Annotated in this window: 13 protein-coding genes; 4 read left to right on the top strand and 9 right to left on the bottom strand. The window is 52.0% G+C overall.

The window, feature by feature from the left end; genetic code table 11:
* Positions 1-134: 134 nt before the first annotated feature.
* Positions 135-1,100, top strand: coding sequence for a L,D-transpeptidase family protein (locus IB222_RS13820; RefSeq protein WP_126318429.1), 966 nt, complete (start codon positions 135-137; stop codon positions 1,098-1,100).
* A gap of 86 nt (positions 1,101-1,186) precedes the next feature.
* Here the strand turns inward: IB222_RS13820 and bhsA are convergent, their stop codons facing one another.
* Entirely contained in the window at positions 1,187-1,444 is a 258-nt protein-coding gene (bhsA, locus tag IB222_RS13825; RefSeq protein WP_003030810.1) for a multiple stress resistance protein BhsA, read from the bottom strand.
* A gap of 243 nt (positions 1,445-1,687) precedes the next feature.
* On the opposite strand from bhsA, the gene comR reads away from it, so the two are divergent.
* Together comR and IB222_RS13835 are read left to right on the top strand one after the other, a co-directional pair.
* Positions 1,688-2,323, top strand: a complete 636-nt coding sequence (gene comR, locus IB222_RS13830) for a TetR family copper-responsive transcriptional repressor ComR (RefSeq protein WP_003832266.1) — start codon at positions 1,688-1,690, stop codon at positions 2,321-2,323.
* Positions 2,324-2,578: 255 nt separating this feature from the next.
* Positions 2,579-4,759 carry a TonB-dependent siderophore receptor gene (locus tag IB222_RS13835; RefSeq protein ID WP_149385042.1) on the top strand — a complete coding sequence of 727 codons (2,181 nt, stop codon included), beginning with the start codon at positions 2,579-2,581 and terminating at the stop codon, positions 4,757-4,759.
* 57 nt (positions 4,760-4,816) lie between these two features.
* Here IB222_RS13835 and IB222_RS13840 read toward each other — a convergent pair whose 3' ends face one another.
* The 8 genes from IB222_RS13840 to hinT form a co-directional block, all read right to left on the bottom strand.
* Entirely contained in the window at positions 4,817-5,356 is a 540-nt protein-coding gene (locus IB222_RS13840) for a glycine zipper 2TM domain-containing protein (RefSeq protein ID WP_003030814.1), read from the bottom strand.
* A gap of 168 nt (positions 5,357-5,524) precedes the next feature.
* Positions 5,525-6,829, bottom strand: a complete 1,305-nt coding sequence (gene ndh / locus IB222_RS13845) for an NADH-quinone dehydrogenase (RefSeq protein ID WP_003832263.1) — start codon at positions 6,827-6,829, stop codon at positions 5,525-5,527.
* Between the two features lie 967 nt (positions 6,830-7,796).
* Positions 7,797-8,339 carry an alpha/beta hydrolase YcfP gene (gene ycfP / locus IB222_RS13850; RefSeq protein WP_149385043.1) on the bottom strand — a complete coding sequence of 181 codons (543 nt, stop codon included), beginning with the start codon at positions 8,337-8,339 and terminating at the stop codon, positions 7,797-7,799.
* Positions 8,340-8,360: 21 nt separating this feature from the next.
* Positions 8,361-9,386: a beta-N-acetylhexosaminidase gene (gene nagZ / locus IB222_RS13855; protein ID WP_149385044.1), complete on the bottom strand. Its 1,026-nt coding sequence runs from the start codon at positions 9,384-9,386 to the stop codon at positions 8,361-8,363.
* Positions 9,387-9,396: 10 nt separating this feature from the next.
* On the bottom strand, positions 9,397-10,221 hold the full coding sequence (thiK, locus tag IB222_RS13860) for a thiamine kinase (RefSeq protein WP_149385045.1): 825 nt from the start codon (positions 10,219-10,221) through the stop codon (positions 9,397-9,399).
* Positions 10,202-10,843 (bottom strand): penicillin-binding protein activator LpoB, encoded by a 642-nt coding sequence (gene lpoB, locus IB222_RS13865; RefSeq protein ID WP_003832255.1) that lies wholly within the window; start codon positions 10,841-10,843, stop codon positions 10,202-10,204. Before lpoB ends, thiK begins: the two co-directional genes overlap by 20 nt.
* 13 nt (positions 10,844-10,856) lie before the next feature.
* Positions 10,857-11,231 (bottom strand): YcfL family protein, encoded by a 375-nt coding sequence (locus tag IB222_RS13870; protein ID WP_003832254.1) that lies wholly within the window; start codon positions 11,229-11,231, stop codon positions 10,857-10,859.
* Positions 11,232-11,233: 2 nt separating this feature from the next.
* The gene (hinT, locus tag IB222_RS13875; RefSeq protein ID WP_003030826.1) at positions 11,234-11,593 is read right to left on the bottom strand and encodes a purine nucleoside phosphoramidase; all 360 of its coding nucleotides are present in this window, start codon (positions 11,591-11,593) and stop codon (positions 11,234-11,236) included.
* Between the two features lie 349 nt (positions 11,594-11,942).
* Here hinT and fhuE point away from each other — a divergent pair, with 349 nt between their 5' ends.
* Positions 11,943-14,129, top strand: coding sequence for a ferric-rhodotorulic acid/ferric-coprogen receptor FhuE (gene fhuE, locus IB222_RS13880; protein WP_149385046.1), 2,187 nt, complete (start codon positions 11,943-11,945; stop codon positions 14,127-14,129).
* The last annotated feature ends 5 nt before the right edge of the window (positions 14,130-14,134 follow it).

Consider the following 14,134-nt stretch of genomic DNA (forward strand, 5'->3'; position numbering starts at 1 on the left):
AGCACACCACTCACCCGGCCTGATGAATTTACAAACTCTTTGCACTTCCCTGCACTTCCCGACACAGCAAACAGCCATAATTCTCGTTTACTTTTACATAATAAAAACCACGTAAAAACAATGGATTTATGGTGATGTTAAACAATAAACGACTCTCTCGCTGGCTCGCGTTTTTTACGCTTGCAGCGACATTCGCGTTAGCACTTCCGGTTCAGGCAAACACCTGGCCGCTGCCGCCACCGGGAAGCCGTCTGGTGGGTCAGAATGCCGTTCATGTTGTTGAAGACAATGGCGGTTCTCTGGAGGCGATTGCGAAAAAGTACAATGTCGGCTTTCTCGCGCTACTGCAGGCCAACCCTGGCGTTGACCCTTACGTACCACGTCCGGGCAGCGTTTTGACGATCCCGTTACAAACTTTGCTACCTGACGCTCCGCGCGAAGGTATTGTTATCAACCTCGCCGAACTGCGTCTTTATTATTACCAGCCGGGGACCAATTCGGTGACCGTGTATCCTATTGGTATTGGCCAGTTAGGTGGTGACACGCTGACGCCTACGATGGTAACCACCATCTCTGATAAACGCGCCAATCCCACCTGGACGCCAACGGCAAATATCCGCGCGCGATACAAAGCAAACGGGATTGACCTGCCTGCCGTTGTGCCTGCCGGTCCGGATAACCCGATGGGCCATCATGCGATTCGCTTAGCGGCATACGGCGGCGTGTACCTGTTGCACGGTACAAATGCTGATTTTGGCATCGGAATGCGTGTCAGTTCCGGCTGTATTCGTCTGCGCGACGGTGATATCGAAACCCTGTTCCGTCAGGTAACGCCCGGAACTAAGGTCAATATTATCAATACGCCGATTAAAGCATCCGTTGAGCCTAATGGCGTGCGCCTGGTGGAAGTACACCAACCGCTGTCCGAAAAAATCAATGACGATCCGCAACTGCTGCCGATCGTGCTGAACGCGTCCATGCAGACATTTAAAAATGCGGCGCAAACAGATACCGCCGTCATGGATCATGCGATGGAGATTCGCTCAGGCATGCCGGTCGATGTGACCCGTCATCATGACGTTGCTCAACAACCGCTGTAATCGTAGCGTATAAAAAAACCCCCGCTGGATTTTATTCCGCGGGGGTTTTTTATTTAACTCGCAGTGGCATTGCGATGGGTTAAATCTTATTTGTAGATAACAGCAGTTCCGTGAAGAGTGTTAGGACCGGTAACGGAAGTAATACGGAAAGACTTCGCACCCATCTCATCGGCTTTCTGCGCCAGTTGATCTTCCAGAGAACCTAAGTTAGTCCCCGCATTCGCAGAAATAGTACCGACTTTCTCTTGACCCGCAGGAGTGGACTGAACTTCAACAGCGGCAAAGCTTGCAAATGACAGTGAGCTAAGAACAGCAGCGACAAACAGTGTTTTTACGTTTTTCATGATAGTGACCTTTAGCAGATGAATGGGTGTCGAAAAGATTAACTTAACGATCGATAGGTAAATCATAGATGTGATCCAGGTCACACGTCAACATTTTTTTATAATGATCGTTATATAAAACATAAAGGTCTTATTTTTCATGCTAATAGCTATAAATTATTTTTATCGCGAATCCGCTGGAGTGTGCAGTCGAATATTTTTATAATGGTTATTCAATAAACCCAACAAAGGTACATAGGCGCCATGACAACTGAAACGACAGGTTGTGCAAAAAAAAGCCGTGGCCGACCAAAAGTGTTCGACAGGGAAGCCGCGCTTGATAAGGCCATGACACTCTTCTGGCAGCACGGATATGAAGCGACATCACTCGCCGATCTCGTGGAAGCCACCGGCGCAAAAGCGCCCACGCTGTATGCGGAGTTCACCAATAAAGAAGGGTTGTTCCGTGCCGTACTGGACCGCTACATCACCCGCTTTGCGGCGAAACACGAAGCCCAACTGTTTTGTGAAGAAAAAAGCCTTGAGTCCGCACTAGAAGACTATTTCACCGCCATAGCGACCTGCTTTACCAGCAAGGACACCCCGGCGGGATGTTTCATGATTAACACTTCTGCGACGCTGGCGGCCTCTTCCCGCGATATTGCGCACACGGTGAAATCCCGCCATGCAATGCAGGAACAGACGCTTACCCAGTTTCTTCGCCAGCGCCAGCAACGAGGCGAAATTCCAGCCCATTGCGACGTGCAAAAACTGGCCGAATACCTGAACTGTATTTTACAAGGTATGTCGATCAGCGCCCGGGAAGGTGCAACGTTTGAAAAACTGATGCAGATCGCACACACAACGCTGCGTCTGTGGCCCGAACTCGTCAAAGCTTAACCCTTTCCCGTAATTCCCCCGCAGTACTCACAACCCCGGGAGCTGATAAAGCCCCCGGTTAGAATTTCACGCATTACCCCTACATTCTTCATTGTTTTCATCATCTTACCCGATCATTTTTTGTAAAATGTATTGATAACGACAATTATTATCAGCAATATTCGCATTTGTTTTAACGCCTGTTTCACAATGTAACCATCGGTTTCTTTACCGTCATAACAAAAACAGATCGACTCTTTTTTAAAAGGAATACAAATGCATAAGCGTCTCTGGGTGCTCAATCCTCTCCTGTTGTCTTTAACCCTTCCGGCCATTGCGGCTGAGGAAGAGAATCTCATCGTCAGCGCCAACCGTAGCCAGCGCACCGTGGCAGAAATGGCGCAAACGACCTGGGTTATTGAAGGAAGCGAGATTGAACAACAGGTTCAGGGAGGAAAAGAGTTCAAGGATGTTCTTGCTCAGCTAATCCCAGGAATCGATGTTAGTAGCCAGGGACGCACAAACTACGGCATGAACATGCGTGGACGCGCCATTGTCGTGCTCATTGACGGCGTCCGTCTGAACTCCTCGCGAACCGACAGCCGTCAACTTGACTCCATTGACCCGTTTAATATTGCGCACATTGAAGTCATTTCAGGCGCAACCTCACTTTATGGCGGTGGCAGTACCGGCGGATTAATCAACATTGTCACCAAAAAAGGCCAGCCGGAGCGTAAAGTAGAACTCGAACTGGGGAGCAAAAGCGGTTTCAACAATAGCAACGATCATGATGAACGTGTTGCCGCGGCGGTGAGTGGCGGAACCGATCGCGCTTCCGGGCGTATGTCCGTCGCGTATCAACGATTTGGCGGCTGGTATGACGGTAATCACGATGCCCTGCTGCTGGATAACACCCAAACCGGGCTACAGCACTCCGATCGTCTGGACATCATGGGCACCGGGACAATTGAACTTGACGACAACCGTCAGTTGCAACTGGTTACTCAGTACTATAAGAGTCAGGGGGATGACGATTACGGGCTGGATCTCGGCGAGAACATGTCCGCCGTGACCGGAAACGGCAAAGCATACACCAGCAGCGGACTGAATTCCGACCGAATTCCCGGCACCGAACGTCATCTTATTAGCCTGCAATATTCAGATGCGGATTTTTATGGCCAGAACCTGGTCAGCCAAATCTATTACCGTGATGAATCACTGAAATTCTATCCCTTCCCTACGCTCAGCAAAGGTAAGGTCACCAGTTTCTCCGCATCACAGCAGGACACAGACCAGTTTGGTGCCAAAATTACTCTCAACAGCCAGTTGATGGATAACTGGGAGCTGACGTGGGGTGTCGATGCCGATCACGAAACCTTCGACTCCAATCAGAAATTCTTCGATCTGGCCTGGTCCCTGCCCTCCGGCGGTATGGATAACCGTACAGCTTATACCACCGGACGTTACCCCGGTTACAGCATCACCAACTTCGCGCCTTTCCTGCAAAACAGCTATGACATTAACGATATCTTTACCCTCAGCGGCGGCGTGCGCTATCAGTGGACCGAAAACAGGGTTGATGATTTCGTTGGCTATGCTCAACAGCAGGGAATCGCGACCGGGCTTGCGAACTCTGCCGATACCATTCCGGGCGGCAAAACCGATTACGATAATTTCCTGTTCAACGCCGGTATCCTTGCCCACCTGACCGACCGTCAGCAAACGTGGTTTAACTTTTCTCAGGGCGTGGAGCTTCCGGACCCAGGGAAATATTACGGTAACGGTACCTATTCGCTGGTTGGCGATCATTACCAGCTCCAGCGCAGCGTCAACGTGGCGGATTCACGTCTGGAAGGGATTAAAGTGAACTCGTACGAACTGGGGTGGCGCTACACCGGCGATAGTCTGCGCACGCAACTGGCCGCTTACTACTCGACTTCGGATAAATCGATCGTTATCAACCGCAGCGATATGACCATTAACGTTCAGCCCGACGATCGCCGCATTTATGGCCTTGAAGGTGCAGTGGATTATTTCATTGCGGATACGGACTGGAGCCTGGGCGGCAACTTCAATGTCATTAAATCGGAAGTGAAGCAGAACGGTAAATGGCAAAAATGGGATGTCACGCTGGCCTCACCGTCCAAAGCAACCGCGTGGGTCGGCTGGGCACCAGAACCGTGGACCTTGCGCGTACAGAGCCAGCAAACATTTGATCTGACCGACGCCAGCGGTAACAAGCTGGATGGCTATAACACCATGGACTTTATCGGCAGCTATCAGCTCCCGTTGGGTAAGCTGACCTTCAGCGTGGAAAACCTGCTGAATGAAGAGTACACCACACTGTGGGGACAACGTGCGCCACTGCTGTACAGCCCAACCTACGGCAGCCCGTCACTGTATGAATACAAGGGCCGGGGTCGTACTTTTGGTCTGAACTACGCCTTAACCTTCTGATAAAAAAAGCCCCCCAGCCTGAGCGAATGGGGGGCTAATGTTCAGGATAATGCTATTTTACGCTTTGTTATTCAGTACCAACTGTCCGTTGTTATCCAACGGAATTTGCGCACCGGGGTCCTTATCCATACGGATTTTCCCCTGCTGATCGCCAATTTTGTACGTCACGTCGTAGCCCAGCATCTTTTCAGATTTGTCATACACCGTTTTACAACGTTGCTGCGTGGTGGTGTAAGTATCGTTTTCCTGCATCGAACCCTGAATCTGGTTACCTGCATAGCCGCCGCCTAAAGCACCGGCCACGGTGGCAATATCTTTACCACGTCCACCACCAAACTGATGCCCAATAACACCACCCGCAACCGCGCCCAGCACGGAACCCGCGATACGGTTTTCATCTTGTACCGGCTTACGGTGCGTGACCGTTACGTTCCGGCACTCCTGACGTGGTGTTTTTACCGACTCTTTAATCGGTGTTGCAGAGACAACTTGCGCATACTGTGGGCCACGCTCGAAAACGTTCAGACTGGCCACCGCTGCAACACCCAGCGCAGCAGCTACGCCAATCCCTATACCCGCCAACATTGATTTATTCACGGGACTTCCTCCTTTTTTGCTATTAGCAACAACTTTGCAACAGAAGGTAAGGAATGCCAATCAGATTACGGATGAAAATAGCGGGAGGTGGAGCGAAAGCGGAATGATTCAGACAACTCTGAAGGAAGGCGCCGGATGCGTAAAATCATCCGACGCCACAAGTCGATATTAATGCAGTTTCAGACGTGGGCGAATCACCCGGTTGATACTGCCGACCAGCATCATCAGGCCGGTTTTGAAGTAGCCGTGCAAAGCAATCTGGTGCATGCGGTACAGTGAGATGTACACAAAGCGCGCAATACGCCCTTCCACCATCATCGAACCACGGGTCAGGTTGCCCATCAGGCTACCCACGGTAGAGAAGTTAGAGAGCGAGACCAGAGAACCGTGATCTTTGTACTGATACGCTTTCAGCGGCTTGCCGTTCATCTGTGCCAGAATATTGTTCATCGCACAGGTCGCCATCTGGTGTGCAGCCTGAGCGCGCGGAGGCACAAAACCGCCTTCCGGACGGGCGCAGGAAGCGCAGTCGCCAATCGCGTACACGTCAGGATCGCGCGTGCTCTGCAGAGTTGGCTCAACCACCAGTTGGTTAATACGGTTCGTTTCCAGACCGCCAATGTCTTTCATAAAGTCTGGCGCTTTGATACCCGCCGCCCACACCATCAGATCGGCTTTAATGTATTCGCCATCTTTGGTGTGCAGTCCGCCTTCATCAGCGCTGGTGACCATCGTCTGGGTCAGTACGCGTACGCCCAGTTTGGTTAACTCATTATGCGCAGCACCGGAAATACGCGGCGGCAACGCAGGCAGAATACGCTCACCGGCTTCGACCAGCGTAACGTTCAGCGCGTCGTTGGTCAGCCCTTTGTAACCATAGCTGTGCAGTTGTTTTACCGCATTGTGCAGCTCAGCGGAGAGTTCAACCCCCGTCGCACCGCCGCCCACAATGGCGATATTCACTTTTCCGTTAGCGCCCAGATTCGCGGAATACTTCAGGAACAGATTCAGCATCTCCTGGTGGAAACGACGCGCCTGATGCGGGTTATCGAGGAAAATGCAGTTTTCTTTCACGCCCGGGGTGTTGAAATCGTTGGAGGTACTGCCCAACGCCATCACCAGCGTGTCATACGGTACTTTGCGCTCAGGAACCAGCAGCTCACCCTTCTCATCGCGCAGCTCAGCGAGAGTAATGGTCTTCGCTTCACGATCGATATCCACTACCGAGCCTAACTGGAACTGGAAGCCATGGTTACGGGCATGCGCCAGATAACTCAGCGCATCCACACCTTCATCCAGTGACCCCGTCGCCACTTCATGCAGTAACGGTTTCCACAAGTGACTGTGGTTTCTGTCTACCAGTGTGATTTTGGCCTTTTTCTTACGCCCGAGTTTTTTACCCAGCTGCGTCGCCATTTCCAGTCCGCCAGCACCGCCGCCGACAATCACGATCCTTTTCAATGGTGTAGTCAACGTGACCCCCTCAAATTTATTAACCAATTGTTAATTAAAGGTTATGAACATAGCCTTTAATTAACAACAAGTTACGGTAATGAAAATGTTCTTCGAGAGTGAGAATAACACGAACGGTGCATTGGTCATACCAAAATTGATGTGTATCAAGTTTTGATGCTGAAAAGATAGACAACCGGAACTTTAAGAACAAAAAAACAGCCCGATGGCTGTAATGCCAGTCAGTTAGCACCTCAGTTTCAGAAAGCTTCAAGCTGTGCTGCCCGAGGTAAAGAACATGCTATCTCGGAGAAAGAGTTCCGTTCACCTCATGCTCATCATTTCTCTTAAGCACCGATTCCTGTGAACGTGTAAAGGGCGTTCTCCGCCACGCCCTTTACAATCCCGGCTCCCGGCAGGAAAATTGTTGCTGCGCAATACCCTCCGCTTATTCCTCCAGGCTACCGGGCCGGGCGCGAGGAAGCGTCCTTGCAAAGCGCGCCCTGAGCCAGCATCCATGCTGGCTCTCCCGGCCTTACGGAAACACGTCGGCAATTTTCAGCCGGACCAGCCCACACCTGACCATCTGCGTTTTTTGTTTAAACAGCAAAAAAGATTTAACTGGAAGTCAGTGCGTTGAAGCGATGACCCCGGTCCGGCTGAAAATCGATGAGGCATTGACGGCTGACCGGGTCTGTCCGCAGGGATGCGGACAGAGGGGACGGCCTGCATGGACGCAGGCTCGACCCCGACCCGACAGGCAGACGGCATAAGACGAATAACTCGCGCAGCGACAATTTTCCCGCCGGGAGCCTGGGTTGCAAGGGAGGCGGCGGTGAGCCTCCCTTGCACGTTCACAGGTATCTGCGCTTCAGAGAAATGACACCGCTGAGGTGAACGGAACCCTGAGCCGGGATCACATGTTCACCATACGTTCGTAACTGACGAGCATTAGCCTGGAGGCTGTTTTTTTAAACGCTCATCAGGCTTAACCTAACGTCTTGAACGCCTTAATGCTCTGCAAATGCGGGGAGATATTTTTAAACTTATGCGTCTGCTCTTCATCCCAGACGATCTCATAAAAGTGATGCAGCTCTTCTGACGAGCGCTGACTGTTCAGTGCTTCATCATGGCGAGAGAGGATCACCAGGCAGCGATCGCGGTTCTTTTCACGAAAGTTGGTCACGCATTTTGTCGCAATGTCAGCATACTCTTCAGGTCTGTCGATTTTGCCTTCCATATTCTCATACGGGAACAGGTTGGGATTAAACACGACCTGACGAATATCACACAGGAAACCAATCCGTTCAGCCCAATATCCCCCGAGCCCCACACCACAAATCAGCGGACGGTCATCCACATTCAGCTGCAGCATTTTGTCCACTTCTTTCAGTAGATGCTGCATATCATGTTTAGGATGCCGCGTACTGTAGCTAATCAGCCTGACATCCGGGTCGATGAATTGCAGCTGCAACACCTTCTCATGGTTGCCCGGGCTGTTAGAGTCAAAACCGTGTAAATAGATAATCATCGCATCCTCGCCAAACTTGCGTTAATGACCTGCTTTCTCTTCCTGCCAGCGCTCATGAAGTTGGTTAAGTTGAGCGCTTACCGTCTTCCAGCGTGCCGAGTCCATCAGTTCCTGACGTGAAAATGAACCTTTATGATACAAACGTGTAACACGTTCTGCATTGATCGGCGACAGATTATCTAACACACTGACCGCTCCCTTACGATTATTGCAGACCAGGATCATATCGCAACCTGCATCCAGCGATGCCTGTCCACGCTCCGCATAGCTTCCCATAATCGCCGCCCCTTCCATCGACAAATCGTCGGAGAAAATGACACCATCGAAGCCAAGCTCCTGGCGCAGCACCGTTTTCAGCCAGTGAGGTGAACCACTCGCCGGACGCGGATCGACATCACTGTAGATGACGTGCGCAGGCATAATGGCATCCAGTTTGTTTTCCGTAATCAACGTCTGGAACACGGACATATCTTTCGCACGAATCTCGGCTTCTGAACGAGGATCGGTTGGGGTTTCTTTGTGTGAATCCGCCGTCACCGCCCCATGTCCAGGAAAATGTTTACCGGTCGTTTTCATGCCAGCAGCATGCATCCCGTCAATGAAGCGGGTCGCCATCGCCAGCGCTTTTAGCGGATCGGTATGATAAGAACGCTCGCCGATTGCCGCGCTGATATGGCCCACATCCAGCACGGGTGCAAAGCTGATATCAATGTCCATCGCGATCATTTCGCTGGCCATCAACCACCCGGCGTCCTGAGCCAGTTTGCCGCCCTCTTCCAGGCCGTGCAGCGCAGCAAAGGATTGAGCCGCAGGCAGGCGGGTAAAGCCTTCACGAAAACGCTGTACGCGTCCGCCTTCCTGATCTACCGCCACCACCAGATGGTTACGTGACGCAGCCCGGATCTGGCGCACTAATTCACGCAGCTGTTCCGGGTCATGATAATTTCGGGTAAAGAGGATCAACCCACCTACCAGCGGATGTGCCAGAATCTCACGCTCTTCAGCGTCCAGCTCATACCCTTCGACATCCAACATTACTGGGCCCACACTGCTCTCCTTATCCTTTAATTGTTAGCTGCCGCCAGGTTTCATCGGCCAGCCTGATAAATTGTCGATCGCCGGTTTGCCGCCAGCGATACTCAAACCACCCCGCCTTCAGCATCATTATCCAGGGTTGCCATTGTCTGACCTGTCGCCACAAAACGTCTGGCTCAATGTGCGCTCGTTGGGCGTAGGTGCTAACCAACTGTTGGCGCTGGGATTCATCGCTAACCCATACTGCCGCCAGCTCCAGGGCAATATCACCGTCTCCGGCGTATTCCCAGTCAATCAGCCGCAGCCCTGATGCCGTACGTACGATGTTGTCACCGTGAACATCCATATGCAGCGGCCCCAGGCGCAAAGGTCGAGGCTCACCTCGTTTCCTTAGCCGCTTCAGCGCGCGCAGCCAGCATGGTGTACGACGCGCCGGATCGCCACACTGCCAGTACTGTTCAAGTAGCGGCAGCAGGCTGATTCGCCAGCCCAATCGGGGTTGCTGGTGCAGATGATACAGTAAGCCTGCGAGTTCGTCGGCGTCCGGTAATCTGGATTCTACCTTACCGTGAAAAAACTCGACTGCCATCCACCCACGCGTATAAAAGTGAGGACGTGGCGCAAGGCTTTCTGGCAGGTGTTTTAGCGCATGATATTGGCGTAAGAAATGAGATTCCGGCGCGTCAGGGTCGTGATGGCAGCGCAGCACCAGCCGGTGGGAACGGTGTTCAATGATGCAGCTCCCGCCGCTCAGACCGGTTTGGCTGGCTGCGACGGGATGATACTGCGGGAAATAGCGCGACAACACTTCGCCGCGCGTGAGTTTGTTATTGTTGCTGAACGGCACCTTTACCTGACCAGATTATCTCGCCAGTTTGTACCAGCATTAATTGCATTTGCAGCGCAGGCGAATTGACGTTGCCAGATGCGCTGGAATAGAGCACATACTGCGCGCCAACGTTACGGGCGATACCAATCGCTTTACTGCGCGTTCCCAGGCTATCGTTCGGTGACAGACCTAACTGCTGCTTGGCGACGGCCAGTTGCTGAGCGGAAACCAGAGTAAACTTACCGTTATTCGCCAGCGCGTTACGCAAGGTCTCGGTGGCTTCCCCCGCGTTCAACGAACCGTTAGTACGGTTATTCACGCTATCCACCAGCAGAACGCCGCCCGCTTTGACACCGTCGGCCTGCAGCATTTTGCCGACCATCGGCTGCATAGCCCCGTTCCAGTCATAGTGACGTTGACGTGGCGTCGGCTGCGCCGTTTGGTCCTCGTGCTCAATCGGACCCGGCTGCTGCGGTATGGTTGGCACCGTTGGCACAACCGGCACCGGCTGTTGCGGCTGCGCAGGCTGTTCCGGCACCGGTTTGACTTCCTCTACCGGCGCGGGCTCACGTTGCACCACACAGCCAGAGAGAAACATCGCCAGCGCGGCAATCAGTGCGTAGCGATTCATTTTGTTCATCAAGATTCACCCCTTACAGATAAAGATAAAGTCTAACCTTGTGCGCCCCCAGATAATTGGCGCTGCCGTACAGCGTCACCGACGAATGAGCCGGAACAGTCACACTGCGTGGCGCTTCCAGAGGGTGCATTTCCAGCCCTCTGGCGTCATACCAGTAAAACCGATAATGAACGGTAACGGGTTCTTGTCTTTCGTTATAGAGTCGAGAGGATGCCGAGGCCTGAATATCAGACGTGGTTAACGTCGGCTGTTCTGCTGTTATACCCGCCGCCAGAATCGTTGATTCCATCACCAGCGACTGTTCATCACTTACCGGAATTTCAGGATGTGTTCGACAACCCGCCAGCAACAGCAAGCCCATTGAAAGCGCAATGCATCCTCTGGTCATGTTTACAGACCTTTATGCGCGAGCATTGGGCCAAGCGCACGTCCACCCAGCAGGTGCATATGAATGTGATACACCTCCTGCCCCCCGTGGCGGTTGGTGTTCATAATTAAGCGGTACCCATCAGCAGCAATACCTTCCTGCTCTGCAATTTTCGCTGCAACGGTGATCATGCGGCCCAATGCCTGTTCATGTTCCGCCGTCACATCGTTGACAGTTGGGATCAGGATGTTAGGAATGATCAGGATATGCGTTGGTGCCTGAGGGGAAATGTCACGAAACGCAGTGACCAGTTCATCCTGGTATACGATATCCGACGGAATCTCACGACGAATAATTTTGCTGAATATAGTTTCTTCTGCCACGACGTTTTCCTTTTTCATTAACAGCCCAGGCGTTTTGCCATGCTACGCCGGGTAACTCTGCGAGTATAGAGTATGAGCGAGTTACTCACGCTCTTTCAACTTTAACCCTCGATTTTTTAAGCGAAAACCCCAGTCAGTGCTGCTCTTATAACCATTTCCCTGCGCTATCGCTCAAGCATAGTACTGAAACAATATTTCATTTATGCCGTAGCATCTGTTTACACATTGACTGCTAATGCGTATATTTCGCATTTGTATTTACATGCGCATTTAATAATTTACAACCAAAGGGTTCATCACAACTACCGGTGATTCGAACTTAATATTAATAATTATCAAGGACTTTTCGATGTCTTTCACAACACTCAACGGGAATGTTCAACGCCAACCGGGGCTTGCCCCTTCTTTGCTGGCAGCATGCATCACGCTAGCGCTTTTACCTTCCACCAGCCTCGCAGCCCCTGCAGAAGAGACAGTGATCGTGGAGGGTTCTGCTCCATCCGCATCCAGGGAGGAGCAGGATTACAGCGTTAAATCGACCACCGCTGGCACAAAAATGCAGATGACACAGCGCGATATTCCGCAATCGGTCAGCATTGTCAGCCAGCAACGCATGGAAGATCAGCAATTGCAAACGCTGGGCGATGTGATGGACAACACGTTGGGGATAAGCAAAAGCCAGGCGGATTCAGATCGCAGCAGCTATTACTCGCGCGGATTTCAGATTGATAACTATATGGTCGATGGGATCCCGACCTATTTTGAATCCCGCTGGAATCTCGGTGACGCCCTTTCTGACACCGCCCTTTTTGAGCGTGTCGAAGTGGTCCGTGGCGCAAACGGGCTAATGACCGGGACGGGTAACCCTTCAGCCTCCATTAACATGATCCGTAAGCATGCCACCAGCCGCGAGTTCACCGGTAATGTTTCAGCGGAATATGGCAGCTGGAATAAACAACGCTATGTGACCGATCTGCAAAGCCCGCTTACGGCAGACGGCAACGTGCGCAGCCGCATCGTGGCGGGTTACCAGAATAACGACTCCTGGCTTGATCGCTACAATAGCGAAAAAATGTTCTTCTCCGGGATTGTCGATGCCGATTTGGGTGACACCACCAGCCTGTCTGCGGGCTATGAATATCAGCGCATTGATATCAACAGCCCAACCTGGGGTGGATTGCCGCGCTGGAATACCGATGGCAGTAAAAACAGCTATGACCGTTCGCGCAGCACTGCGCCGGACTGGGCTTACAACGATAAAGACTTCAACAAAGTGTTTGTCACCATCAAACAACGTTTTGCCGATACCTGGCAGGCGACCATGAACGCCACCCACTCCGAGGTCAAGTTCGACAGTAAAATGATGTACGTCGATGCCTATGTTAATAAGGCCGACGGCACGCTGATTGGCCCATATGGCAACTATGGTCCGGGATATGACTACGTCGGAGGAACCGGCTGGAACAGCGGCAAACGTAAAGTGGATGCTGTCGATCTATTTGCCGACGGCGGTTACGATCTGTTTGGTCGTCAGCATAATCTGATGCTGGGCGGCAGCTACAGTAAACAGAATAACCGTTATGAAAGCTCGTGGGCGAACGTTTTCCCCAACGAAATCGGCAGCTTCTATACCTACGATGGTAACTTCCCGGAAACCAACTGGAACCCGCAGTCATTGGCTCAGGACGATACCACGCACATGAAATCGCTGTACGCCGCAACGCGTATTTCGCTGGCTGACCCACTGCATTTGATTGTCGGCGCACGTTACACCAACTGGCGTATCGACACCCTGACCTACAGCATGGAGCAAAACCACACCACGCCGTATGCGGGTCTGGTATATGACATTGACGATAACTGGTCTACCTACGCCAGCTATACCTCAATCTTCCAGCCGCAGAACAAGCGCGACAGCTCCGGTAAATATCTCTCTCCGATCACCGGCAACAACTATGAGCTTGGTCTGAAGTCCGACTGGATGAACAGCCGTTTAACCACCACGCTCGCGGTGTTCCGCATTGAACAGGACAACGTAGCGCAATCAACCGGCGTGCCAATCGCCGGTAGCAATGGCGACACGGCCTTTAAAGCGATGGATGGCACGGTCAGCAAAGGGGTTGAATTCGAGATTAACGGTGCGATCACTGATAACTGGCAGATGACATTTGGTACGACACGCTATGTTGCAGAAGACAACGAAGGCAATGCAGTAAACCCAAACCTGCCGCGGACCACGGTCAAACTGTTTACCCGTTATCGCCTGCCAGCCATGCCGGAACTGACCGTCGGCGGTGGAGTTAACTGGCAGAATCGTGTTTACAGCGATACAGTCACGCCTTATGGCACATTCCGCGCGGAACAGGGAAGCTACGCCCTGGTAGATTTGTTCACCCGCTACCAGGTAACAAAAAACTTCTCAGTGCAGGGTAACCTTAATAACCTGTTCGATAAAACCTACGACACGAATATCGACGGTTCTGTCGTTTATGGTGAGCCGCGCAACGTCAGCATCACCGCCAGCTATCAGTTCTGACATCG

It is taken from the genome of Citrobacter sp. C13 (assembly GCF_014596815.2).
GTDB lineage: Bacteria > Pseudomonadota > Gammaproteobacteria > Enterobacterales > Enterobacteriaceae > Citrobacter > Citrobacter portucalensis.

Bases quoted from the DNA above. Each gene is read 5' to 3' on its own strand.
- IB222_RS13870 (WP_003832254.1), bottom strand. From the start codon at position 11,231: ATGACCAGAGGATGCATTGCGCTTTCAATGGGCTTGCTGTTGCTGGCG.
- IB222_RS13835 (WP_149385042.1), top strand. From the start codon at position 2,579: ATGCATAAGCGTCTCTGGGTGCTCAATCCTCTCCTGTTGTCTTTAACC.
- fhuE (WP_149385046.1), top strand. From the start codon at position 11,943: ATGTCTTTCACAACACTCAACGGGAATGTTCAACGCCAACCGGGGCTT.
- bhsA (WP_003030810.1), bottom strand. From the start codon at position 1,444: ATGAAAAACGTAAAAACACTGTTTGTCGCTGCTGTTCTTAGCTCACTG.
- IB222_RS13820 (WP_126318429.1), top strand. From the start codon at position 135: ATGTTAAACAATAAACGACTCTCTCGCTGGCTCGCGTTTTTTACGCTT.
- lpoB (WP_003832255.1), bottom strand. From the start codon at position 10,843: ATGAACAAAATGAATCGCTACGCACTGATTGCCGCGCTGGCGATGTTT.
- ycfP (WP_149385043.1), bottom strand. From the start codon at position 8,339: ATGATTATCTATTTACACGGTTTTGACTCTAACAGCCCGGGCAACCAT.
- comR (WP_003832266.1), top strand. From the start codon at position 1,688: ATGACAACTGAAACGACAGGTTGTGCAAAAAAAAGCCGTGGCCGACCA.